This window comes from Agrobacterium sp. RC10-4-1, from assembly GCF_014138475.1.
In the GTDB taxonomy this organism is placed as follows: domain Bacteria; phylum Pseudomonadota; class Alphaproteobacteria; order Rhizobiales; family Rhizobiaceae; genus Agrobacterium; species Agrobacterium pusense.
In genome coordinates, this window is the sequence record NZ_JACJIT010000001.1 from 404,645 (window position 1) to 427,652 (window position 23,008).

The window sequence follows — 23,008 nt, forward strand, 5'->3', positions numbered from 1 at the left end:
GCGCCGCGACCGTGGGGTGAGGCGTTGGATAGTGATCCTGATCACGTCGGCGTGCAAGTCCTTTCCTTTATTCTTCAGCCGGTGAGATTACCTTTCGGCAAATCTCCTTCCACCGCAATTATCCTTTGAAGGTAAAGCGGTGCATTGGACGTCGGGACACTATAGCCAAAGGCCGGGAGGACTCGGAGGTAGAAACTGTATCCGCTCGGATCGATGTCGGGATCCAGCGGAATTCCATTGGCTGTGGCCCACATCCAGCCGCTGTTATCGAGGATGCCAGCGTCTCCAAATTGCAAGGTGCCGCAGATGATCGTCCTGAGATCGCCCCCGCTTTTAGCAACCAAGTCTACAAAAGGAGTGCGTTGTCCTGCGCTGTTCTTATAGAGCACCGCAAAGGAGAGAGTCTTGCCGATCATCGCGGCCGCTTCTTCGTTGCGGAAATAATGGAAAAGCCCGCTGAACTCGCTGCCATTCGCTCGCAATGCGAGGCTATAGGCGAAAGAGGGGGAGAAGGTGACCTCCGTGCTCTTGGTGGCGGAGGCTGACTCTGCAAGGGACCAGCCTGAAGGAGCGGGCCCGGACCATTCGGTGAAATCGCCGTTGGCGATCAGGTTGGTGGCGGATAGTTTTGGCCAGCATGGAGTTTCGAAGCCGCTATTCGGCGCTGACGCCAGATAGGCGGCGAACAAGGTTCTGGCGATGAGCGCCGAACCTGTGCTGCTGGGATGAATATTGTCGTTGTAAAGCGTGGCGTCCTTGCCGTTTGCGATAAATGCCGCATGGGTGTCCACCAGCGTCAGGTTCGGGTGCGCCCGGGCGACGTCCAGTATGGTGTGATAGACTTTGTCGTAGCCCGTTCCATCCTTCCAGGGGTTTTGGGTGGTGATGAGCTGTGCCGCGCCCGGCCAATGCCATTCGGTCATGCCCAGCGGCCCAAGCAGGACAGCCCTTCCGGGGCTTCGGATGCCGCCCGGCGTTTCGAAGCTCTGCATATTATATCCGTGATGCATGATGCAAAGGTCGGGGCGTGGAATTTGCAGCGCCGCCATGCGCTGTTCGGCAAGCATGTAGCCCGGCCTGCCAACCGGCAGTGTGGCAAGATAGACAGTCAGCGTCGCGCCCGTGCCGGCGCGCAGTATAACCGGGTCGGCATAGGCCTTGGGACCCGTCGCGGCATGGGTCTGCCATTCCGCCCAGCGGTAAAGCACGACCTTGATATCATGCAGGCCGCCAAGCATGATGGCGAATTGCTGGAATGGCCCGTCGTCCGCATGGGCGGTGCTGTCGCCATTCACGAAGATCGTGGCGTTCTTGCCCGCAACAAGACGGGCGCGCAGGGGGGAGAACGCATCGACTGATCCCGCCATCGGTGTGCGGTTTTGTTGGGAAATGCCGAGCGATACGCCGATCATGCCGGCACCTCTTCCGTTCCGGTCATATATATGCATATCTTGTCTTCGAGCAGCATCATTTCGGTCTCCTTGTCTGCCCCTAGAGAATAACCCCGCGGTGAGGCCCGGGGAAAAACACAGGGAGCCGGACGCTGAATCGCAATAAAACTGCACGTCACGAATTTTCTTCGATTTCAACTAAAGCATATAAATAAAATAGATTTTTTATTTTATCTGGGTCGGATTTTTGGTCCACACGAAGGTTTGAATGTCACTTTTTTTCCGCGCGATCAAGTATTGTTATTTCTCAATTGCTGTCTCCGCCGAATATCCCGCCGCCATTGACGGAGGGGGCGGTCGTTCTGACCCCGACCCCGGTGATGCCCGCAAGACGGAGTGGTGCTATCCCTGGTGTCTGCATGCCGTGGAGCTCAAGGCATGACATCGGCGCTTTTCGTCAGCCACACGGGGGAAAAGGGCGGTGCCGAACTTTTTCTGGCGGATATCGTCAAGGCCGGGCCGCGCTCCTGGCGAGCCTGCTTCCTCAGTGGCGGTGGGGCAGCGGACGATCTGGCGGAATGCGGCAGGCCGCCTCTTCTGCTGTCTGCGGGAGAAAAAATGCTGTCGATCCGGCGGGATTCGTCGTTCGGTGCGATGCTGCGAGGGGCCGTCGATGTTTTGGCCGTTGCCTGGCAGCTCAGCCGTCAGGCAAAAAACCATGACGTGATCTGCGCCAATTCGCAAAAGGCGCTTTTTGTCTGCGCGTTGGCGGCGAAGCTCAGTCGTCGGCCGTTGATCTGGATCCTGCATGATATCGTCACCGACCCCGCCTTCAGCGCCGCAAACCGCCGCGCTTCGCTGACATTCTCGCGTCTTTTCGCAAGGCTGGTTGCCGTCAATTCGCAAGAGACGGGCAGGGCTTTTGTGAAGGCGGGAGGCGAGGAGGACAAGGTCCGCATCGTCTATAACGGTTTCGACCCAGCCAAAGCGTCGGTTTATGACCCCGCAAGAGCGCAGCAATTGCGCAGGGAGCTCGGCCTTGGCCCACAGCCACTGATCGGATTGTTCGGCCGGTTGAGCGAATGGAAGGGGCAGCATGTTTTCCTGGAGGCGATTGCTGCAATGGAGGGGGTCCAGGCCGTGATCGTTGGCAGCGCGCTTTTCGGGCAGGAGGCTTACGAAGCCCGCATCCGCACGCTGGCATCCAGTCTCGGTCTTGATTCCCGTGTCCGGTTTCTCGGTTTTCGCCCGGATGTAACGGAGTTGATGGCGGCGATGGACGCGGTTGCCCATACCTCAGTTGTTGCCGAACCGTTTGGTCGTGTGGTGGTGGAGGCCATGATGTGCGGACGACCGGTTGTCGCCACCCGCGGCGGTGGGGTCACCGAGATCATCCGTGATGGTGAAACCGGCCTGCTTGTGCCGCCTGCGGATGCGCCGGCACTGGCCGCGGCGCTGGGCCGCATCCTGGCGGACCCGACGTTGGCTGAAAAACTGGGGAAGAAGGGGCGGGAAGATGTGATGCGGCGTTTTTCGCTCGAGGAAACCTGCAGGACGATCTCCGCGCTTTTGTCTGAAGTAGCGTGACGCTGCGGTCTGCGACCGCTCACAGGCGGCAATCCCAAACGGGTGGAAGGTTGGAATGCGCATTCTCGTGAACATGCCGAGCCAGTATGGCGGGAAAGCTTCCGGCGTTGCCCGCGTAACCTTCAGCCTGCTGGAGCGGCTTCTGGAGCAGACTGATGATGATTATATCCTGCGCTCGCCCTGGACGCGGGCGCAATTGCCCGCGGAATTGCGCGACAGCCGCCTGCGGCTGATAGAGACGGCTCGGCCGCACATCATGGTGCTTGACGTGCTGCGGCAGGCCATGACGCTGCCGGTGCTTTGCCGCCGGGAAGGCATTGACGTGCTTTTTAATGCCGATCCTTTTGGCAGCCCGCTGGGCGGCAGGCGTCGGATCACCCTTGTTCACGATCTCTATTTCAAGACCATACCTGAACAGATTGGCTGGCGGGCGGCCTTGACCACCGATTTCATTTTTCGCCTCATGCTGGCCGGTTCGCACCGGATCGCGTGTGTATCCGACGCGACGCGAATGGATCTTGCGCGTTTTTATCCCGGCGCTGCCCGCAAGAGCGTGACCATTCATTCCGACAGCACATTGAAGCTGGATGCAGGGGCCACGGCTGCGCCGCCGCCGATCGCGGGGCGTTACATACTGGCGGTTGGAAACGCGACCTCGAACAAGAATTTTGCCCTTCTGGGCAAGGCTTTTGCGCGATTGGGCCCGACGATGCCGGACCTGCGTATTGTCCATGTGGGCCGCGACGAGGCGGAAGAAATCGCCAACACGCTTGACGATCCGGGATTGAAGGCCCGGCTTATCCGGCTTTCAGGCATAGATGACCGGGAACTGGCGGAACTTTATCGTCATGCAGCCTGCCTTTGCGTGCCTTCCACTTATGAGGGCTTCTGCCTGCCGGTGCTGGAGGCGCAGCAACTGGGATGCCCGGTCGTCTGCTCCAATCGTTCTGCGACACCAGAAATTGCCGGTATGGGCGCGCTGACCTTCGATCCCTCGGACACCGATAGTCTCGTCGCAACTCTGGAGCGGCTCTTTCGCGAGCCGGCGCTTGCGGAGACGCTGCGCCAGGCGGGTTACGAAAACCGCAGCCTTTATTCCTGGGAAAAGGCGGCGGAGACATATGCGCAGCTTTTCCACGAGACGGCCTGACTATGCCGTGATCGGCCGCCGCAGATCAGCATAAAGTTTTTCATACGCGGAAATCACCCGTTCCGGCGCGACGCCTTGAGAAATCCGCTCTCTGGTTTGCGCCAACTCTGTGAGAACGGCAGGATTTTTCATGGCCTCGATCATACGGGCGGCAAGTTCGTTGGCATTACCTGGCGCAAAAAGGCGGTCCGGCCTGTCGCGGCCAATCTGTTCGGCAACTCCGGCGAGATTGGCTCCAATGACAGGGACGCCGCGCAAAATGGCCTCCGCTACCGTTCTGCCGAAAGCCTCCGGCCACAAAGGCGGCACGACGAGGCAATCTATGCCAGCAAAAAAACTGTCGGCCTCGACATATCCGGGAAAGTCGACGGGCAGGCCTGATGCCTTTCGCTTATAGGTTTCGATGCCGCCGGGCGCTCGACCGGCCATGGTCATTCGCCAACCTTGCGGGGGCAGGAGCCGCATGGCATCGATAAGGAGATCGGCGCCCTTGGGTTCTTCGATACGTCCGAGATAACCGAAAACCAGCGGTTCTCCTGCAACACGGGCCTTGCGGGGGTTCAACGATTCTGGTTGTGCGATGGCGTTCCAGATTATCGCGCGGCGATTTTCAGGAACGTGCGTGAAAAAACCGGCCTCCAGATGGCGTTTCAGAATGTCGCTGCCAACGCCGGTGACAGCATCCACCGCGCCTTGGCAGCGCCGGTGCAGACAGGAGAAGGCCCGGCATTTTTTGCTCCTGCCATCGCAGATATGCCCTTCGTGAAACAGGGAGCCATTGGTGCACATGCTGGTGAAATCATGCAGGGAGTGCACAAGCGGAATACCGCGTCTGCCAATCATCGGCCAGATCAGCGGCGTCAGTTCCGAGAGGGAATGGGTATTGACCACATCCGGGCGAAAATCCTCAATGACGCGCGCCAGCCGCTGCACCAGCCGGGGATCGATCTGGACGGCGACCTTATAATATTTGCGTTTCCATTCTGATTGCCGCTCCCAATCCCCAATGAAAAAGGGCGTCGTATGTCCAAGCCGATGAATGGCGAAACCGTCTCGCAATTCTGCGGTCTGGCGCTCCCGGGAAATGGCGGCAACCGCGATTGTATGTCCTTTCCCGGCCAAACCCCGGGCAAGGTCTTCGACGAATATCTCCGCGCCTCCCACACGGTCGGGAGAAAACAGTGATGTCACCTGCAAGATACGCATGTTTAAATTCCTGTGCCGGCGGCCGAGACGGAGGAAGCGGCATTGGCCGAAGTTTGTCTGCGCCGATCTGCTCCTGGTGGGTGCAGGCAAAGGGTGACGATGGGTGCGAGGAAAACGGCGTAAGCCATGGCGAAGCCCGGCACTTGCAGTGAAAAATCGAGGGACGAGTGCAGCGCCACTAGCAGCAGCCCGGCGAGGCCGAGATGCGAGGCATAACGATAAGTTTTGCGCCTGCGGGCCCCGCGAATGAAAATAAGCAACTGGCCGAACAGGAAAAATGCCGCGTAAAACGGGAAAGCGGCTCCGAGCGTCAGCAAGCCCTCGGCATACACATTATGGGCATGGGTGACGACGGCATCGACGCCGCATTGCGCGGAATGATAGGGAGCGTAGGTTTCTGAAAAGCTGGCCAGCCCCGCGCCCAGGGGCCAGTTATCCGTTATCGCGCGTGCAATACCGGGCATATAGCAGAAGCGCATGTCGTCTTCGAGGCGTGTTTCCATACGCAGCGCTACACGATTTGCAAAAAGGGCGAAGAGGCCGATGGCGATGGCGAGCAGGATTGCTGCGCGTCGTCTGGAGCCGCGTCTTCTGCGCCGTGAGGGCGCGACATTCCGGCCGGGCCCGGGTGAGTTGAAAACGATGAGAAGGATGAGCAAAAGCAGCGCCGCGAAACTGGACATGATGCCCGCGCGTGATCCCGTCAGCATCAGGGCGATGAAACAGAACCCGGTCAGAAGGCCGATGAAGGCGGCGTGGCGGATGAGGCGTTTTTGATCGCCCGGCACTGTCAGGCGGTTTGCCACAAGCGCTCTCACCCTTCCCCAATCCGGAGCCGCCAGCTTGTTATTCAGTAGCACCACAAGCGTGAGCAGGATAAGCCCGAAGAAAGTCGCCGCCGTATTGCGGTTGACGAAGAGCCCCGTCAGGCTGCCGAGATAAAAACGCTTTTGAATAAGGCCGAGCATATCGGGAAACAGGAGAAATTGCAGGATAGCGCCCAGCGACAGCCAGCCGCCGGCGATTGCGAAGCATCGCAGTGCTTTTGCCGCACGCTCGTCCGTATTACAGATCACGAGCCCGGTCATGAAGGCGCCAAAGGGCAAGGCGGCGCTCAGCAGGCCCAGCCAGTCATCTGCCGGCGTGAGCGAGATCGTGGCCGCGGGTGCCACCTGCGTAAACATCGCTGCGGCGGACCAGGCGGGGTTGGGCGGCAATATGCCGTGCCTGGCGGATGTCTGAAGCAAGACCTGAAGCATCAGTGCGCCGAGCAGAAGACAGGCCGCTGCCAGGGCCTTCCCTATGGCGGGCTGGGGCGGGCCGAAGAGAGGCAGGGCGGCAAGGAGCAGCAGATAGGCGGCGAATGTGATGACGATCCGGCTTTCGATGTCGGTTGCGCCGCGATTGAGCAAGGCAAGCAGGAATATGGTCCAGAAAGCGATCGTGACGATTGCCTGGGCGCGATGCAGAACAAATGCCGGCCGGGGCGGCGAGGATGACAGCAATTCCGGTGGAGCGTCGAGTATCTGCATGATGTTCGGCTTTTGAGATCTGCTTGTTGTGGTGACGATGAACTAAAGAAAGGACTTGGCGCTTCCGTGTATCTCAGGGCCGTGGTTTGGCGCTTTGCATGCCGGTCTGAAGCTCCTGGGAGCAGACATGCCGCAACGACCATCGCAATATTTCGCCCTGCCTGCCGCAGACGATCGCGGTGTCGGCTTCACGGGCCGCCTCAGCCTGCGGTAGGGCGCCTTTGGTAAATTGTTGCCAGATGACGAAGCGCCCGCGGATCAGATTGGCATCGGCGGGGCCATAAAGCTGGGAGAAATTCGTCAGCACGGCGATTTCCATGGCAGAGGCGTTGCGCAACGAGCGAACCATGGCGAGGCGCAGCCAGACATCGCCATTGGCGGGAAGACACGACAGGGCGTGGCGCATATAGGTTTCGGCAAAACCGAGGCGCATGGCATCCGCTTCTGGCGATGCATCCCCGGCATGGGCGTCGATATCGGCAAGCACGAGCCGCATCCCGGCCTTGATGATATCCGAACGGCAGATTTTTTCGGCAATGACGGGCTGCAGACCCTCGACGGTTTTCGTCAGCAGATCGGGAGAGAGACCATTGTCCTCGTCGGCAATGCGCGCCAAAGCGATGATATCGGAAAACCGTCGTGTTTCGGAAAAAGCCTGGGCCGCGAGCAACAACACAAATAGCGAAACGATCAATACCGGCGTGACCGTCAGGACCCTGCGCAGGCTCGGCACGCCAGCGGTCCTAGTCATGATAATATCGCGTGTAGCGGGAATGATAATATTCGCTTGAACCGTAAGCCCGGTAAAGCTTGAGCTTCTCCGTGTCGACCTTGTTGAGAATGACGCCCAGACATTTCTTGCGGATTTGAACTTCGTTTTCGATGGTGTTGCGAACCGCCCGCCGTGCGGTTTTGCCCCATTCCGTGACGAAAACGAAGCCGTCGATCCGGCCGGCCATCGCCCGCGCATCAACAACGGGGCCAAGTGGCGGCAGGTCGACGATGATGTAATCGAAGGCCCCGCTTGCCTCGGCCAGCAGGCGGTGCATCTGCGCGGAAGTCAGGAGTTCCGAGGAGTGCGGGACACGCTGCTTGACGACCGTGGGCAGGAAAGCAAGCCGAGTCTTTTCATCATGCACAAGCGCATCGCGGATGGAGCGACCTTCCAGCAGCACTTCAAGCAGGCCTGCTGTCGCGTGGCGGGCAAGGGCGCGGGTGGCGCCCGGGTTGCGAATATCCGCATCGAGCAGCAGCACCCTTGCGCCCTGTGCGGCCAGAAGCTGCGCGAGATTGATGGAAATTGTCGATTTTCCCTCACCCGGCAGGGCGGAGACGACGCCGACGACCCTGGCGCCGTTTTTTGCCGCTATGCCGAGATCGATCGCCAGCCGCGTGCTGCGCAGTGTTTCGGCGAAGGAGGAGAGCGGGTGGTCTACGGCATAACGGGCAACGCCGGAGGGGCGCGTAACGGTTGGGCCGCCATCTTGCCCTCTCGGCTCCGTGTCTGCGGCCAGCTTGTTCGGCACAAGCGGTGTATTGCCCAGAAATTCCAGGCCAAGGACGTCGCGGACCTGCTCCCCCGTGCGAAAAAAGCGATCGCGGAATTCGCGGAACATGGCGACGCCGCCGCCCGCGGCCGCACCCATGATCATGAACAGCGCCAGAATGAGCGCCTTGTTCGGCTTGCTCGGCGTTCTCGGCGGTACGGCCTTGGAGATCACGCGCGCTTCCGTCACCGGGAAGGACTGCTGCTGCATGGCCTCCTGATAACGCTGCAGGAATGTCTGATACATGTTCTTGTAGGTTTCCGCCTCGCGCTGCAATTCGCGAAGCTGAACCTGCGTCTCGCCGGCGGAGTTGCTGATATTGGTGGCCTTGGCGACGGTTTCGGCCAGGGATTTCTCCCTTGCTTCGGAAACTTCCAGATCGCTCTTATAACTTTGCGCGATACGGCTGATTTCCTGGAACATCAGCCTGCGATATTCCTGCATCTCGTTGCGCAGACGCACCGCCTGCACATGGTTGGCGCCCAGCCGGCCGGTGATCTCGGCTTCGACCTTCGAGGATTCGAGATATTTCTTCCGCAGGTCGTTTGCGACCGAACTGTCGAGAATATCCGTCACGACCGCATCGACGTCGTCGGTGGCGAGGATGTGTTCGATGCGTTGCACTCTTGCCCGCGCCCTGGCGGTTTCCGATTGCGCCAGGATAAGCGCGCTGTTCGACTCCGCCAGCTGCTGGTCGGAAAGCAGCCCGTTATTGCCGGTCGAGATCAGGTTATGCTCAGCACGGAATTTCTGGACGGCGAGGTCGGTGTCGAGCGCCCTCTGGCGCAGTTCGGCAATGCGATCGGACAGCCAGTCGCTCGCCCGCCTCGTTGCCTCATATTTGGAATTCAGCTTGTCCACCAGATAGGCTGCGGCGACCGCGTTGACGATCTGCGCTGCAAGGACCGGCGACGTCGAATTATAGGTGAGTTCCAGCGCATAGGTCCGGCCGATACGCTTGACGCTGAGACCCTGCAGCAACCGGTCCGAAAGACCCCTTTTCAGGGTTCCGTCATCCACTACCGCCTCTTTTGTCGCTGGCGCGAACCATTGCGATACGTTGACAAGTGAGCGGATGGTGCCCAGCACGGAGCTTAGGAACGAGGCGCGTGTTGCCCTGAATTCCTGGTTTTCCGTCAGGTTGAGGCTGTCGACCACGGCGAGGCCGATGGTTTCCGATTGCAGCACCTCGACCTGGCTGAGAATGGACGCCTCGTCCTCGATCACGCCCCCGATCGTCGAAAGCTGTTCGACAACCTGGCTGTTGTTGCGGTCTATCAAAAGGGTTGCAGTAGCCGAATAGATCGGAACGGCTGTGGCTGCGAAAGCAAGGCCGATTGCCCCGGCAACGGCGACGGCCGCCAGCACGATACGCCACTGACGGCGAACCGTCGCAAGTGCGGCGTCTATATCGATAAAGTCAGCCGTAAAGCCGTTTTTATCGAAATCGGCCATCGTCAGTGGATCGTGCCTTTGCAACAACTGTCAGCCTCGCTTTTTTAGGCATGCACAGGGCCTGCCAAAGTCCCGGTTGCATCACGTTTCGGGCGATCGCCGCTCCCGCAGGGAGATCGGCAAGGCCCTGTTAAACGGGGCTGGTGCTGACCGGCGTACTGGTGCTGCCGGTGGAAAGCGACCTGCCACGGCCGGCAGGCGCGCCTGTTCCACCGGACTGCGCGGTACCCGCCCCGGTCTGGCCGCCCGCCGAACCACCGACGCTGTTGCCGCTCGCAGGAGTGGAGCCCGCGCCGCCGATCGGCGAGGCGGCTGCTGCGGCCGCGGGTGCTGCTGCCGCAGCCGGGCCGGCCGCGGTTCCTTCAATGTTTTCGCTGAAGGCGATCAGCAGATCGGAAGGCACGCCGGCACCCTTCGTCTGCAGCTGAATGGCGGCCGCAAGGATCGTGTTGTTGTTCTGCATCGCCGCGGAATAGGCAAGCGCCAGACCTTCGCCCACCACTTCCGAGAAATCCTTGTTGCCGACCTTCTGTGCCAATGCGACGACGGCGGGCAACTGGCTGGAGTCGCTCAGTACAAGTGCGGAAATCTGCTCGGAAAACTGCGCGGCACTGGTGGAGACGGCGATGATCGGAAATCCGCCCGTCACCTTCGCCGCCAGCTCGGCCGTGGCGGCATCGGTGCTGGAAGCGACGGCGATCAGATCCCTGACCGTTGGCGACGTCGGAGACTGCTTGAACGCTTCAGCGGCGGCAAGGGGAACCATGTCTGGACTGGTCGTGTTCACCCGCCCCAGAAAGGCGGCGGTGCTTTCATCGGGGGCTTTGATCGGTGCGCCTGTCGTCACGCTCTGGGCGGGCGCGGCCTGCTGCTGCGGCGCGCCTGGCGCAGGTTCGACATTCTGTGCATGGGCTGAGGCGGAAACTATAACCGTGCCGATAATCAATATCGCACCGGTGAGCGCCGAGCCATTAAGAAGGCGAGACATCACAACTCTCCAAATTTTTAAAATACGACTTTAATTACGCGCAATGCCGATATGGTTATTCAGCACTTAAAATGTTCTTCTTAGATCGCATAGGCTAGGCGGCGGATCAAGTGCTAAAACAACGACGCAACCGCAACTTCTTAAGTATCCTTAACCGGCGATAGCTGCCCAAGGCTTGATACGGCGTTGGTCGGCGAGCGATGAAAGTCACGAAGTTCTTCTCCTAGGTCCTGAGGAATTGACAGGCATATGGAATTGTTTGATTTTAGCTGATGTTTGAATAAAGGGAGATATTTTGTCTTCCCGTCTTGCTCATTTACTTTTCGCACTGCGTGGCAAAATTATAATTTCTCCGGTTTTTCCGAGTTAAGCACCTGTTATATCAATATAATTTTTTGATTAATCCCAAATTCATACGGATATTGATTTGATGATCATCAATCTTCAGGTTTTACGCGCGGTTGCTGCGTTCATGGTCTTTTTCCATCATTTCATGCCCGTTATCGACCGGGTTTTCCCCGGTGTCAGACGATACGAGGCCGGTGCTTCCGGCGTCGACATATTCTTCGTTCTGAGCGGATTCATAATGGTCGTCACAACTCACAACAAAGATGGCGATCCCTTGAAATTCCTGGTGAACAGAATTGTCAGGGTCGTTCCGATTTACTGGATAATGACATTCATAATCGTCTTTATTTTTCTCCTCGGCGCGCGCCCTCTCGGCGTTATGGAGTTGCAGCCGAGCTACGTCTGGAAATCCCTGTTTTTCATACCATTTGAACGCGGAGGATTCTGGGAGCCGGTCTTGTCTGTCGGGTGGACCCTTAACTACGAAATGTTCTTTTATGTTGTTTTTTCGATTTTGATGGTTGTGGGGAATTTTTATACGAGAATATCGTTTATTATATTCTTTCTCTGTTCATTTGTGCTATCCGGATTACTGTTTTCGTTTGATGGTTACCTGCGGTATTACAGCAGCCCGGTGATGCTGGATTTCGCCCTGGGTGCCGCCTTCGGGACATTTTTCTGCGCGAGGAAAGGCAAGCCGCCCTTCCTGGGGCCGAGAGGGGCCTGGTTTCTCATCGTTGCCGGAGCGTCAGTCATTCTCGCGACAAGCTCGGGATTCGAGCTCTATAACAACAACATTGTGCGGCCTCTGACCTGGGGCGTTTCGGGACTGCTGTTGGTTTCCGGCTGCGTCTTCCTTGAACAGAACGGTTATGTTGCAAGGCATTGGCTGCTGATCCATCTGGGAAATGCCAGCTATTCCATCTATCTCGTCCACAATCTGGTGATTCAAATTGCAATGAAGGCTGTCGGGGTAACGGGGTTGTCGGGTATCGTGTCGGTGCTCATCACAGGTGTTCTGGCTTTGCTGCTGACGATCGTGTGCGGCTTGGCGTCTTATCGATTCATCGAGGCGCCGATTAATCGAGCCTATCGCAAAAGAGACGGCGTCAGGCGGCTCTCCCTTCAACATTGAGCGGTGAGAGCAACTGCCCGGTCGATCACGCGAAAGATGTCGGCCGCGCCAGTCACCCGCCCGGTGTGGGCGGAGGTTTCACGCTGCGGCTGGAAGGTGAGTGTTCAAAAAACTTCCAGCACCGTCAACTGGTCGCTGACGGCAAGCCGATATTGCCCGCCTTCCTGCGGAATAACGCGCTGGATAACGGAGCCGTCGTCCTGAAAGCGGTGGGCAATCACCTGGCTGTGTGCACCGGTAACGATAAAGCTTGCTGCACGTTCGGTTGGCGGGTTTTCGATCTGCGCCGGCCATTGCCAGCCCGATATTGCAAGCCAAACCGGCACAAGCAGCGCGCCATCCGGTCGCGACAGTCTCAGGGAAACACTTTCGGAGGCGCTTTCGACGAATTCGAGTTGGCATTGCGTGGGCGCGGTCTGGCGTCTTGCCGTCAGGAGCGAGAGCAGGGCGCGCACCGCCTCATAGGCGGCGGTGCGGCTCAGATCGTGGCGCAGCAGGCCGAAGGAGGACTCGGGATTGGTGTCATCCCGGGCGAAGCTTGACACCATTTCATAGATATATGTCCGGCGGATACCATTGATGAAGCACCACAGGAGCGTGCGCGGCATGTAGCGCGCCCTTATTCCTTCGGTGACAGGAAAATGAAAGCTCTGGGTCTTCAGGGCGCTATGGTAGCCGATTTCGGTGGCGAGCGTCGGCCTGCCTGCTGCTATGTGCGCGGAAGCGGCAAGAGACTTCGAGAGGGCGCCCGGCCCGGTCGTTTCGGGGTGTTCCATCCCCGCATAGGGGTGAATATTGCCATATTGGCAAACCTTCGCGAGATCAAACGCCAGCGCCCTGTTGCTGAGGACATAGCTTGGCGCGGCAAGGGGAAGATCCCGGAGCGCGGGGTTTGCGCGGATGGCGTCGTGCAATGCAGTCTGATGTTGCGCCGAAAGGCGCGGCGCATTTTTCGGATCGGACGTAAGCACGGGTTCGTTGCTGCCTTCGAAAACCTCGATGCCGCCATCGCACCAGTCGTAGAAATCCACGAGCCTGTCCAATGGCGTGCTCAGATAGGGGTTGAGATCGTCAAAACAGATGACGGTGAGGCGCAGGCCTGACGCAACGATCTGGCGCAGCCGCTTAAAGGAGGCGCTTTCCCGGCGGTCTTCAGGAAAGATGATGCCTTCGTCGCGTAAATGGCGCACTCCGAGAGCCTTGAGTTCCGGAAGGATGCGGTCGAATTGTTCCGGATAGACACCACGTGTGCGGGTGAAATGGCCGCACACTCCAACACTGTCCAGAAATGCCTCCGTATCGGCAGAAAAATCGGTTTTGACCTTCGCCGCTGCGGCACGCAGACCACCGGCTGCCGCGAAGGCGAAAGAGGCTGCAGAGAGCAATGTACGTCGCGTCATGGAGCGAGCACCGACAGGCCTGTTTTCTTTCATCAACATCTCCTGCCGTATTCTTGCTGACTATGTTCCTATCTCAATTTAACGGGCCAAGGTTGCACTTAAATGTCTGCGGGATGCCGAATTGACGACATTCTCTCCCCAGGCGAGCACGGGTGCTAAAACAAAACGATTGGCGGCCAGGCCGCATGTGATGGCCAAGAGGACAGAAATAGCCATAACGATGGATGGGGACAGCGATGTATTGGCTGGCGTAAACCCGATCCTGTCGAGAGCCGCATAGACGGACGGATGACACAGAAAAATGGCGTAGCTTGCACCGCCGAGGGGCGCCAGCCGATTGAGGACAGGCCTCTTCATCGCCGAAACCGCAAGGAAAACCGTCATGCCTGTGCCGTAGCTGATGGCGTAGCGATACCAGGTCTCCTCGAAGCCGTAGTCATGCGAATAGGCCAGGAGGCAGATGGGGAGAAGCATTGCGTAGAAAGTGCCGACCGCAATCCAGGCACAATATCGACTGTCACGGTTGCGCCCGGCATCTGACGCCTTCCACAGCGATGCCAGAAAGCACACACCCACCATCAGCGGCAGGGCAACCGGCATCTTGATGCCGAGCTTGTATCTTACGAGGGAGAGAATTGCCGCAAAACCAAAAAGCGCAACTGTTGCAGCCGTCACCACCCGCAAATCGGCTGCTCGTCCCATCAGGAACAGCAGCACGCACAGCGCGTAAAAAGTCAGATTGATCTGCAGGGTCCAGTAGAGTCCCATGACATTTTCCGTCATGAAAAAGCCCTGCAGCATCGTGGCGTTGATGGCGACGACATGGGCCGGGAATATCTTGCCCGGGTCATCCCAGGGCAGCAGCACGCCGAAAAACAGGGACAGCCAGTAGGCGGGATAAAGATGGAAAAACCGATGCAGTACAAAGGCGGTAAGCGGTTTCCGATACCGCATCGCGGCATTTTGCAGCGATGAGAGAATGAAGTAACCGCCGAGCGCGAACAGCACGATCACGCCGAATTTGCCGACATCGAGAAAAACCTTGGTGACATCGAAAAGGGCCCGGGTCACTCCATCAGTATCGCCGCGATTGTGCATCTTCAGCGCCAGATGAGAATAAGCAACGCAAACTGCGGCAAGACCGCGCAACATGTCGAGATTATAGTTTCTCGGAAGCTTTCCGCTGCTTTGAGAAGACATGGGAATCCAAATTTTCTAAAATAAAATAATAATATCAATGGTGCAGCGGCGGGGCTGCATATTGTTAGGTTTTATATTCGAATATAATTAGCAACGGAGATTCTTTTTTGCAATACGGCATGAATTCCGCGGCGCCGCAAAAAATCACTTGAAACGGCGGTGTTTTCGGTGCTCTTTAAGCCCGATATTCTGATGATGATTTTTAAATTGTTACTTCCTTCGGCCTGGTCGCCGCCCTGTCACGACCGTTTCTTTTGGTCGGTTCAGCGGTGCCGGTGCGGAAATATAAATTTTAAAGGATATTGAGCGTAGCCCCATGCGAATCCTCCATCTCAGCAGTCTTTACCCGCCGCATATCGTCGGTGGATGCGAACGCTCGGTCGAGCATCTGGCAGAGGAACTGGTTGCCATGGGGCATACGGTGGGTGCCGCCTGCATAGAGCGCCAGGCCGAGGCGAAGTCGGTGCGCAATGGCGTCAGCGTCTACCGCATGTTCCACAACAATGATTTCTGGCTGGAAGACTGGCCGCAATATACGCCGCAGCAAAGGCGGATGCAGAAGATCAGGCAACAGTGGAATTTCAACGTCGAGAAGCAGTTCGAGGCGGTTCTTGACGATTTCAGGCCCGATGTCCTCAACACGCATTCGTTGCTCGATGTTACGACGCTGGTGTGGCGGGCGGCGCATAAGCGCCGCATTCCGATCGTGCATACGATTTGCGAATATGACCTGCTATGCGGCAACGCCGCCATGTTCAAGGGTGGCAAACCCTGCGACCATATTCATCTGGGCTGTCAGGTGGTGAATTTCACAAAGAAATTCACACAGCGTTATATCGGCGCGGTCGCGAGCGTCGGTACGGAAATCCTCAGGACGCATGTCAATCACGGGCTTTTCCACCATATTCCGGAAAGCCTGCGGCGCGTCATATTTTATTCCTGCACGGTCCCGGAAGGCGACCCCGTGGCACGACGACAGATCGACCGCAGCGGCCAGCCCATGACCTTTGGTTATATAGGCCGCATCAATACGGAGAAAGGCGTCGGCAACATGGTCGATGCTTTCAGGGAAATCGGTCATGGCAACTGGCGCTGTCTGGTGGCGGGCCACGCGATGGACGATTCCATTGAGCGCTTCAAGGCGCAGGCCGGCGATCTGCCGATCGAATTCATCGGCTGGGCGAAACCGAAGGAGTTTTTCGAACAGATCGATGTTCTCATCGTTCCCTCGTTCTGGGCAGAACCCTCACCACGCACGATCTATGAGGCCTATGCGATGGGCGTGCCGGTCATCGGCGCCGCCTCCGGCGGCATTCCGGAACTGATCGGCGAGACCAATCATGACTGGCTGTTCGAACCCGGCAATGCTGCCGATCTGGCTGCCCGTATCCGCCGGGTGCTGACACTGTCACGCGAGCAATTGCCGACGGAAGCCGACTTCGGAAATATTGTCGAGGAATCCACTTCACGTCGGGTAGGCGAGAATTATGTGAAACTCTATGAGGACGTCCTGGCAAAAAGCAGGGCCGCGGCGGCATGACGGGCCGCCGACGGCGCGAGCCTGCTCCCGATGCCGTGGGTGAAGGGTTGAACAGGCCGCACTGGAGCCGGCCATGTTGAAAACGAAGGACGATACCCCCGGCCTTGAGAGGCATTCGGTCACGAGCGCCCTGTGGAGCGCCGTCGGCGGTTACGGCAATGTCTTCCTCTCATTTGCAGTTTTTCTTATCCTCGCGCGTCTGCTGACGCCGGATGAGTTTGGCCTCGTCGCCATCGCCACGGTTTTTGTCGATATCATTCTCGTCATCGCGCGCGGCGGATTGCCGGAGGCGGTGGTGCAGCGGCCTCAACTTGAAGAAGACTATGCGGATACAGCCTTCTGGTTCTCCCTTGGCTGGGGCGCTGCCTTATGCGTTGCGCTGTCCGTGGCGGCACCGTTCCTCGCCGGCCTGTTCGGGCTCGCGGAACTCTGCCCCGTGTTGATGGCGCTTTCTGCGGTGCTCCTGATCATGGGTGCCGGCAGTATCCATGAGGCCCGGCTGCAGCGGGCGTTCGCGTTTCGAAAGCTGGCGATGCGGGCGATTTTTTCCAACATGCTCGCCGGGGCCATTGCCATAGTTCTTGCCCTCCAGGGATGGGGCATATGGGCCATGGTGGCCCAGCGCCTGCTGGCCAGTATCGCAACGACGATCATGAACTGGCTCGCATCAGGCTGGGTGCCGCGCCGCCGTTTCGTCAGGCATTACGCGGCTGACCAATGGAGTTTCGGGTCCAGAATTTTCTCGGCCAGCTTCCTGCTCGCCATGAACCTCAGACTTCAGGAACTGATCGCGGCCATGTTCCTGACGCCGGCTGCCGTGGGTTACATCAGGCTTTCCTGGCGCTGTATCGATCTTGTCAGCCAGTTCGCCGTTATTCCTTTCGGTTCGGTGGCCATGGCAACCTACTCGCAGGCCCATGCACAGAAAGGCTCGGTGGAAGAGGCCTGTCTCGGTTTCATCCGCTTTTCGGGCCTTCTCGCATTTCCCTGTTTTGCCGGCATGGCAGCGGTCGCGCCTATATTCATTCCAGTATTGTTTGGCGAGAACTGGAAACCCGCGGTGCCGGTGCTGCAAATTCTCTGCCTCATTGCCATACCCTTCGTGGTGGAATCCTTCACCTGGGGTGTTCTGGCGGCGATCAAAAGGCCAGGGCTCAATCTCAAAATTTCGGTCCTGCAATTGCTCGCCGGTATCGGACTGAGTTTCCTTGCCGCTCCTTTCGGTCTTTATCCTGTCGCGTGGGCGCATGTCGCGAAAGTGTACGGCGTCTGGCCAGTGGGTGTTTTTTATACCCAGCGTTACGGCGGCGTGGAATTCCAGAAAATCATGAGGGTCATTGCCATCCCGCTCGGTGCATCGATCGTCATGGGAGCGTCCGTATTTGGATTGGAGCAGGTCATCGAGGGTAGATTGCCTCCGATCATCTCTCTCGCATGTCTGGTCGTGGTGGGCGCCTGCATCTACGCGGCGCTGATTTTCGCGGCCATGCCCGCGGTCGCGAAAACCTCGGTCGTAGAGTTGCGCAAAATTCTGTCGCGCCGCTGAAGCGGGGCATTGCAGACTATTTCGCCGTCGTCTCCCATCAGGAAAAGGGCAGCGCCCGCAATTTTTCAGGACCGGGGGAGGCAGGTGGCGGGCGCAGAATATCCCGGAATGCGGCCGGGTGACGGATGGTTTTTAGGGCAAGAGCCAGCAATTGCCTGTTTTTATAGAGCTTTACCATCTCGGCTTTCACCGGTTCCCGGCGTTGCGACAGATTAAGACGCGCCTTTCGCTCAAGAAGGGCGTTGCGCCCGCCGTCCCCCTGCTGCAGCCGCTCGATGAGCATGTCACTCGAGGCGAGTAAGTGCGCATTATTGACGACTGTCTGCGATGTCGAACGCTGACCCGATACTGCGCCGGTGGGCGTGGTGTATAGATAGAGCGCCTCATGAAGAATGGCTGCCCTGCAGCCGGTGAGAATCAATTCGGCATAAAGAAGAAAATCCTCGCCGACGCGAAATGTGTCGTGGTAGCGAAGATTATTCTCCGCAAGCAATTGCTTGCGAAAAACAGGCTTCAGCCATCCCGCGTGGCTGTGTCGGCCGGGGCCATCGTTTTCGCAGAGAGTCCGGATCGTCCATTTCGAAAGCGCGTTCTCCATCGCAAAGGCCGGACCGACGATGGTATCGGCCCCGAGGTCGTAAAGCAGGAGATTGTCAGCGATCATATCGAGGCCGACACGGTCGGATATTTCCGCCAGCCTTTTCAATCGATCGGGAAGGTAGGCGTCATCGGCATCAAGAAGCGCGATCCATTCTCCCCTTGCATGCTCGATGCCGGCGTTGCGGGATGCGGCCGGGCCGGCGTTTTTCGGCTGGCGCAAAACCCGGAAGCGCGGGTCGCGCGCAGCATGGACTTCTGCCATCTCCGCCGTACCGTCGGTGGAAGCATCGTCGATGATCAGGGCTTCCCAGTCACCGAAGCTCTGTTGGCTAAGGCTGTCTAGTGCGCGCGCCAGGGTTTTTTCGGAGTTGAAGGCCGGAACGAGAATGGAATAACGCATGAAGCCTCTTGCAGTTGGCTGGCCCTGGACCTGAAGCGACGACCGAGCGGGTTACCTGCTGCTGCGGTTTCGCGTGCGAGGCTTGTGGGAAACGCCCGCGGAGCTTCATCGGGGATCAGGGAAAGTGTTCCTGTTTGTATCGGCGCTGGCGGGGTGTCCTGAATGTTTAAAATAATGGCCGGTTTTTCCCGGAAATATGCTGCAGTCATTTTAAGTATCCATCTTTTTTAAAGGCAATTTTCTTCAGGAATAAAGTGAAATTTCTCTCGTCAAAACAATAAACGGATATTCAAACGACATGTTGTATGGCGGTGACAGAAGCGACGGGGTTACACGATAATCGAAAGACCCGATTCCACGATCTTCAGGACGGTCAGTCTGCCGGTGGTGAAAGCACCGGTATCGATGCCTACCCGTTGCGGCCCGGTTTCCGGTTCCGTCACCGGCGTGTGGCCGTGGATGACAAGGAGGTCCAGTCCCGCGCCCTGGGACAGAAAAGGTTCCCTGATCCACAGCATGTCCTCATCGGTCTGCGCTTCGAGCGGCAGACCCGGACGCAGGCCGGCATGCACAAAAATATAGGGCCCGATGCGGGCGTAGATCGGCAGATTGGCCAAAAGCTGGCGGTGAGTCTGGGGAATGGCGCCCAGCAGGGCATCCTTGAAGGGTTGAACCCTCAGGCGGCCCTTTTCAATGAAATAATCAATATCCACACCATAGGACAGAAGCGTCTGGCGACCGCCGAAATCCAGCCAATGCATGTTTTCGCGCGGGTTTTCGAGAAAGTCGCTGAACAGCTGTTCGTGATTGCCACACAGCGCGATGCGGCGCAGTGGCGCAGGCGGCGGCCGCAACAGATGCTCGAGAACCCCACAGGAATCGCGTCCGCGATCGACATAATCGCCGAGCAGCACGACAAGGGCGGGAGAGCGGTCGCCGGCCAGATCCGCTAGGATTTTTTGTTCTGCCTGCAAAAGCAGATCGAGACTGCCGTGCACATCGCCGATAGCATAGATCGGAAAGGATGTCAGCCTGTCGCCAAGCTCAACTCTGCGCCGTCTCCGCGCCTCGCGGGGGGCTGGTTGTTTACGACCGCGAATCCAGTTGAGCACCTTGGGCATAGCTGCCGATACTGTCTCCCTTACACGAGGTCAAGAGCGTTGGAAGCTGATGCCGCGTCACCCGCCCGAGACAGGCCGTGCCCGGTCAGGATCTCGCTCCCGGCCCCTGCCGGAAGGCTTCGCCAGAAGCGGTTTTTGCGCGGCGGGGCCTCGATCGGCGAGCGGCAGGATACTCTTTTTCGCCTGCAAAGACTATGTCTGCTTCAGACCTAGAGTTTCAGCCAGACACGCGGGTCTTCGTGCGACTGGATCTTGATCCATTTCAGATCCACGGACTTCCACGGTTTGACGACATTGGTGCGATTGTCCAGCACCAAATCCCCTTGGGTGGTGCTGACCACCAGAACCGCGTGGCCGACACCGCTGGGGGTGCGCGCGGTGGCGATGCGCAGGGCGCCGGAAGGCCAGCCGGCACGCAGCAGGCGCTGCCGCTTGCTCACCGCATAGTCATCGCAATCACCGCTTGTCGGGTTCAGCTTCCATTCGTCTTCGCCCTCCAGTTCGCCAACATAGGTTATTGCGGTGTTGATCTCGGAGTTGATGCGCTGAAGCTCCACGCGTTTCTGTTTGGTCAGTTCGATCGTGTCACGATCACCAATGCGAACGCATTGGTCGGCGGCATTGTCGCAGAATTTGGCAAAGGCGATCGGCGCGATCGTTGGGCGGCTTGTCTTCATGAATTGGCCGGGCCGCGAGGCCGACGGGTTTTTCGCGAGGCCGCCGAGCTGAACGGCCGGTGCCGTCGTCGCCACGCCTGCCGCCACGCCGATGGCAATGGCCAGACTTGCCGCCACACGGGTTGTTTTCTTCGCCATGTTCTTGCCCCTGCACAGTTGTTTTCCTTATGCCCGGGAACATAGCGATGCTTTCTTGCAGGCCATTTAAGTCGATAGATTGCTTTTTAGTGAAATCCCATTTTTCTCGCGGGAATGCCATCAGTTGCAGCGTGTTCGGCCTTCGGCGTCGACGATACATGTGTGCTGCGGCACGCTGGTTCTCCGGTCGCGCCGCGTGTCCGGGGAGACGCGGCCGGCGGGCGGCCTGTCGTAACTGCGGGGCACTTCGAAATTTCGCCCGCCTATCGTTCCCTGCGCACCGCCGCGGCCATCCGGCGCGATCTCGAAATTCTGATATTGCTGGGCAGGTGACGAACCCGCCAGGCAAGCGGCAAAGATCCATGCGCCGCTCGCAAGGGCCGCCCGAAATGCTGCTGTTAGATGCCGATGCGCCGTCATTCCGTTTCCTCCGGGGCGCGCGGATGGTCGTCGCCGGCAGCGCCGTTTTCATCTCGCCGTATCGCTGATCATATCATTGATGCAGCAGCTGTCGTGAGAAGGATTTGACGGTTCCCGCGCATGGAATCACCCGCCGCTGTCTCGTCGTGCGACCGGCTGCTCAATCGGCTTCTGCCTGCCTCACCGTAACATAAAAGGGCCTTTTTCCCGCTGAAAAATTAAGCTCTTCTCCGCTGCATTTATAGGCTTCACAATCCTGTAACAACGGACCTAATATACAAGTGCAGATGCCGAATCGCTCAGGAGAAGCCCTTGACGATTGCAGTTTCACCACAGGCCCTGCCGGCGCTCGTTCTGAACGCAGACTATAGGCCGCTGAGTTATTATCCCTTGTCGTTATGGTCCTGGCAGGACGCGATCAAGGCCGTCTTTCTAGACCGTGTGAACATCATTGCAGAATATGATCATGCGGTGTCGTCACCCAGCTTTTCCATGCGGCTGCCGAGCGTCGTCAGCCTCAAGACCTATGTGCAGCCCACCCGCAACCCAGCTTTCACGCGCTTCAACGTCTTCCTACGGGACAAGTTTGAATGCCAGTATTGCGGGACACGCGACGAATTGACCTTCGACCATGTGATTCCCCGCGCGCATGGCGGTGAAACCACCTGGCACAATGTCGTGGCGGCGTGCTCTCCCTGCAACCTTAAAAAAGGCAGCAAGCTTCCCAAACAGGCGGGCATGTTCCCGGCGCAGAAGCCTTTCCAGCCGACGGTTCAGGACCTGCACAATAATGGGCGTCTGTTTCCGCCCAATTATCTGCATGAAAGCTGGATGGACTATCTTTACTGGGATACCGAGCTGCAGCCCTGAGCTTTCAGGACTGCAAGGCGGTTTTCCGCTTAGCGGCTTTTACGGCTTGCGCCGAAAAAGGCGACTGCCGCAAGTGCCAGACTTGCGATGACATTCCATCCGGCGAACGACAGGCCGAGGACACGAAGTGCCGCATCATTGCAGGAAGGCGCCTTGATGGCGTTGAGGTTGCCCAACAGGTCGCCGGCATTGGTCGTGATGGAAGGCGCCCCGGTGGCGCAGGTAATCGGCCCCGCCCAGAAACCCCATTCCACACCCGCATGATAGACGCCGAGGCCGGCCCCAATCAGCATGGCCACGCCGATAAGGGCAAGAAGCAGCCGTGTTATTTGAACCGGCAATTTGAAAATGCTGGATGCAATGGCCAAGATGCCAAGCGGAATGGCGTAATAATAGGGATCGCGCTGCAGCAGGCACAGCGCGCAGGGCGTGTAACCGCCGATATGCTGGAAACCGAGGGCTGAGCCGACGGTAAAGATCATTCCCGCCGTGACGCCGAGAGCGGCGAGTGTGCGGCTGTTATCGGCGGATGTCGCATTGGCCATGTAAATTTCCCCAAACTTCGCGAAGAAGCAGATATCCCGAACGGGCTTTCAAAAAGGCGGGCGTGATGGCGAAATTAAGTCGCCGATCTCGATGAATGTTACGGGATTCGTCTAATCCAGTCCTCTGCAACTGGCAAATGAAAGCCTGGTAAGAAACGGAGGCGGATGAGCAAGCTTTCGTGAGGACACCAGCCTCTACGCCACCCATCGAA

19 protein-coding genes are annotated in these 23,008 nt (G+C 58.3%); 6 read left to right on the forward strand and 13 right to left on the reverse strand.

The genetic code is table 11. The annotated features are described in order from the left end of the window. Positions 1-74: 74 nt before the first annotated feature. Positions 75-1,412 (reverse strand): SGNH/GDSL hydrolase family protein, encoded by a 1,338-nt coding sequence (locus FHW77_RS01875; protein WP_004445574.1) that lies wholly within the window; start codon positions 1,410-1,412, stop codon positions 75-77. Positions 1,413-1,829: 417 nt separating this feature from the next. Here FHW77_RS01875 and FHW77_RS01880 point away from each other — a divergent pair, with 417 nt between their 5' ends. Together FHW77_RS01880 and FHW77_RS01885 are read left to right on the forward strand one after the other, a co-directional pair. Continuing rightward, the gene (locus tag FHW77_RS01880) at positions 1,830-2,978 is read left to right on the forward strand and encodes a glycosyltransferase family 4 protein (protein ID WP_004445571.1); all 1,149 of its coding nucleotides are present in this window, start codon (positions 1,830-1,832) and stop codon (positions 2,976-2,978) included. Positions 2,979-3,033: 55 nt separating this feature from the next. Continuing rightward, the gene (locus FHW77_RS01885; protein ID WP_044459173.1) at positions 3,034-4,128 is read left to right on the forward strand and encodes a glycosyltransferase family 4 protein; all 1,095 of its coding nucleotides are present in this window, start codon (positions 3,034-3,036) and stop codon (positions 4,126-4,128) included. Here FHW77_RS01885 and FHW77_RS01890 read toward each other — a convergent pair whose 3' ends face one another. The 5 genes from FHW77_RS01890 to FHW77_RS01910 form a co-directional block, all read right to left on the reverse strand. After that, positions 4,129-5,334: a glycosyltransferase family 4 protein gene (locus tag FHW77_RS01890; protein WP_037092746.1), complete on the reverse strand. Its 1,206-nt coding sequence runs from the start codon at positions 5,332-5,334 to the stop codon at positions 4,129-4,131. It abuts the gene before it with no gap. 2 nt (positions 5,335-5,336) lie between these two features. Beyond that, on the reverse strand, positions 5,337-6,866 hold the full coding sequence (locus FHW77_RS01895; RefSeq protein ID WP_004445567.1) for an O-antigen ligase family protein: 1,530 nt from the start codon (positions 6,864-6,866) through the stop codon (positions 5,337-5,339). Between the two features lie 73 nt (positions 6,867-6,939). Beyond that, the gene (locus FHW77_RS01900) at positions 6,940-7,617 is read right to left on the reverse strand and encodes a hypothetical protein (protein ID WP_044459174.1); all 678 of its coding nucleotides are present in this window, start codon (positions 7,615-7,617) and stop codon (positions 6,940-6,942) included. Further along, entirely contained in the window at positions 7,610-9,868 is a 2,259-nt protein-coding gene (locus FHW77_RS01905) for a polysaccharide biosynthesis tyrosine autokinase (protein ID WP_044459175.1), read from the reverse strand. Before FHW77_RS01905 ends, FHW77_RS01900 begins: the two co-directional genes overlap by 8 nt. 130 nt (positions 9,869-9,998) lie before the next feature. After that, positions 9,999-10,856, reverse strand: coding sequence for a hypothetical protein (locus FHW77_RS01910; protein ID WP_100911205.1), 858 nt, complete (start codon positions 10,854-10,856; stop codon positions 9,999-10,001). A 430-nt stretch (positions 10,857-11,286) separates the two neighbouring features. On the opposite strand from FHW77_RS01910, the gene FHW77_RS01915 reads away from it, so the two are divergent. After that, positions 11,287-12,339: an acyltransferase family protein gene (locus tag FHW77_RS01915; RefSeq protein ID WP_003585592.1), complete on the forward strand. Its 1,053-nt coding sequence runs from the start codon at positions 11,287-11,289 to the stop codon at positions 12,337-12,339. 104 nt (positions 12,340-12,443) lie between these two features. Here FHW77_RS01915 and FHW77_RS01920 read toward each other — a convergent pair whose 3' ends face one another. Beyond that, positions 12,444-13,772, reverse strand: coding sequence for a hypothetical protein (locus FHW77_RS01920; protein ID WP_003585594.1), 1,329 nt, complete (start codon positions 13,770-13,772; stop codon positions 12,444-12,446). Positions 13,773-13,817: 45 nt separating this feature from the next. Continuing rightward, positions 13,818-14,939 carry an acyltransferase family protein gene (locus tag FHW77_RS01925; RefSeq protein ID WP_003585596.1) on the reverse strand — a complete coding sequence of 374 codons (1,122 nt, stop codon included), beginning with the start codon at positions 14,937-14,939 and terminating at the stop codon, positions 13,818-13,820. A gap of 316 nt (positions 14,940-15,255) precedes the next feature. On the opposite strand from FHW77_RS01925, the gene FHW77_RS01930 reads away from it, so the two are divergent. Both FHW77_RS01930 and FHW77_RS01935 read left to right on the forward strand, forming a co-directional pair. Next, positions 15,256-16,479: a glycosyltransferase family 4 protein gene (locus FHW77_RS01930; protein ID WP_003585598.1), complete on the forward strand. Its 1,224-nt coding sequence runs from the start codon at positions 15,256-15,258 to the stop codon at positions 16,477-16,479. Between the two features lie 73 nt (positions 16,480-16,552). Then, positions 16,553-18,025: a lipopolysaccharide biosynthesis protein gene (locus tag FHW77_RS01935; protein WP_003585600.1), complete on the forward strand. Its 1,473-nt coding sequence runs from the start codon at positions 16,553-16,555 to the stop codon at positions 18,023-18,025. Positions 18,026-18,062: 37 nt separating this feature from the next. Here the strand turns inward: FHW77_RS01935 and FHW77_RS01940 are convergent, their stop codons facing one another. From FHW77_RS01940 to FHW77_RS01955, 4 genes are all read right to left on the reverse strand, one after another. Then, positions 18,063-19,025 carry a glycosyltransferase family 2 protein gene (locus tag FHW77_RS01940; protein ID WP_003585601.1) on the reverse strand — a complete coding sequence of 321 codons (963 nt, stop codon included), beginning with the start codon at positions 19,023-19,025 and terminating at the stop codon, positions 18,063-18,065. A gap of 329 nt (positions 19,026-19,354) precedes the next feature. Beyond that, positions 19,355-20,146 (reverse strand): metallophosphoesterase family protein, encoded by a 792-nt coding sequence (locus FHW77_RS01945; protein WP_003585604.1) that lies wholly within the window; start codon positions 20,144-20,146, stop codon positions 19,355-19,357. 209 nt (positions 20,147-20,355) lie between these two features. Then, positions 20,356-20,961, reverse strand: a complete 606-nt coding sequence (locus FHW77_RS01950) for a transglutaminase-like cysteine peptidase (protein ID WP_003585606.1) — start codon at positions 20,959-20,961, stop codon at positions 20,356-20,358. A 120-nt stretch (positions 20,962-21,081) separates the two neighbouring features. Further along, the gene (locus tag FHW77_RS01955; protein WP_003585607.1) at positions 21,082-21,381 is read right to left on the reverse strand and encodes a hypothetical protein; all 300 of its coding nucleotides are present in this window, start codon (positions 21,379-21,381) and stop codon (positions 21,082-21,084) included. Positions 21,382-21,693: 312 nt separating this feature from the next. Here FHW77_RS01955 and FHW77_RS01960 point away from each other — a divergent pair, with 312 nt between their 5' ends. Next, entirely contained in the window at positions 21,694-22,251 is a 558-nt protein-coding gene (locus FHW77_RS01960; RefSeq protein ID WP_003585610.1) for an HNH endonuclease, read from the forward strand. 29 nt (positions 22,252-22,280) lie between these two features. Here FHW77_RS01960 and FHW77_RS01965 read toward each other — a convergent pair whose 3' ends face one another. Then, positions 22,281-22,796, reverse strand: a complete 516-nt coding sequence (locus FHW77_RS01965) for a disulfide bond formation protein B (protein WP_003585612.1) — start codon at positions 22,794-22,796, stop codon at positions 22,281-22,283. Positions 22,797-23,008 lie beyond the last annotated feature (212 nt).